This is a genomic window from Mesorhizobium sp. (assembly GCF_004963255.1).
GTDB lineage: Bacteria > Pseudomonadota > Alphaproteobacteria > Rhizobiales > Rhizobiaceae > Mesorhizobium.
In genome coordinates this window covers 1-1,102 of the sequence record NZ_SUGA01000094.1, presented here as the reverse complement: position 1 = coordinate 1,102, position 1,102 = coordinate 1, and the positions used below count along the sequence as shown (strand labels likewise).

Annotated in this window: 1 protein-coding gene and 1 pseudogene; both read right to left on the bottom strand. The window is 68.4% G+C overall.

Features of this window, described 5'->3' with window-relative positions; translation table 11 throughout:
• Window positions 1-279 (bottom strand): hypothetical protein (locus tag E5X34_RS32565; protein ID WP_292573314.1); only part of this gene is annotated, 279 nt, incomplete at its 3' end.
• 14 nt (window positions 280-293) lie between these two features.
• Window positions 294-1,102 (bottom strand): annotated as a pseudogene (locus tag E5X34_RS32560) (hypothetical protein); the annotation flags it as partial.

Below are 1,102 nucleotides of genomic sequence, written 5' to 3'. Positions count from 1 at the left end.
GTAGGAATTGTCGCCGTAGCTGACGATCTGGCCGCTCGCATTGTTGATCACATGTACGAACTTGCCGACCCCGCCGTCGCCGCCGAGGCCGCCGAGCGATGCGGCGATCGAGACCTTGGCGTCCGCGGATGTCGAGGCGGCCGCGCCGCCGACGCCGCCGCTGCCGCCGATCGACTGCGCCCGGATACCGTGCGAGTTGGCCATGTCGGTCTCAATGATGCCGCTGCTGGTGACATGCACCTCGCCGCCATCGCCGCCGCCGGCGCCCAGCCCGCCCATCGAGAACTTGACATCTACCGTGCCGCCGTCGCTGCCGGTGCTCTTGCCCGCGCCGCCTGAACCGCCGCCGCCGCCGATCGACTGCGCGAAAACGCCGATCGAGTTCTCCCGCTTGGTCCAGATGAAGCCGTTCGAATTGTTGGTGACTTCGACGAGTGCGCCGTTGCCGGCGCTGCCGCCCCGCCAGCGATGGCGCCGCCGATGGCGTATTCCGCTGTGGCCCCTGCCGAGGCCGAACCACCGACGCCGCCGCCGCCGCCGATGGAACTAGCGCTGATGCCGTAGGAGAAAGCGCCGTCGGTGATAATCCAGTTGTTGTTGGTGACGGAGACCTCGCCGCCATTGCCGGCCGTGCCGCCCGGAAGGGCGAGAGCCACGCCGATCGAAACCGAGGTTGAGCCTTCATCGCCGGAGCCGATATCACCGCCTACGGTTTCGTCCGAAGCCGACGCGGCGCCCGCCGCGCCGCCGCCGCCGCCAACCGACATCGCCATGATACCGGTGGAGCCGAAGCCCGAGGTGAGGATGATGCCTGTATTGTTGACCGTGACCTTCATGGCGTCGGCGGCGCCGCCGCCCGAACCGGCAAGACCCATGTTGACGCTGACGCTGGTCTGGCTGGTGCCGCCGATATTGTAGGACTTGGCCGTGCTGGAGCCGCCGATGCCGCCCCCTCCGCCGATCGACTGCGCCATGATGCCGGACGAGAAAGCGCCGGTCGTGGTCAGATTGCCCGAGTTGATGACGTCGACCGTGTTGCCGAAGCCGCCTTGGCCGCCGCTGCCGCCCATGGTCACGGCCACGGCCGCGGACGCATAAAGCC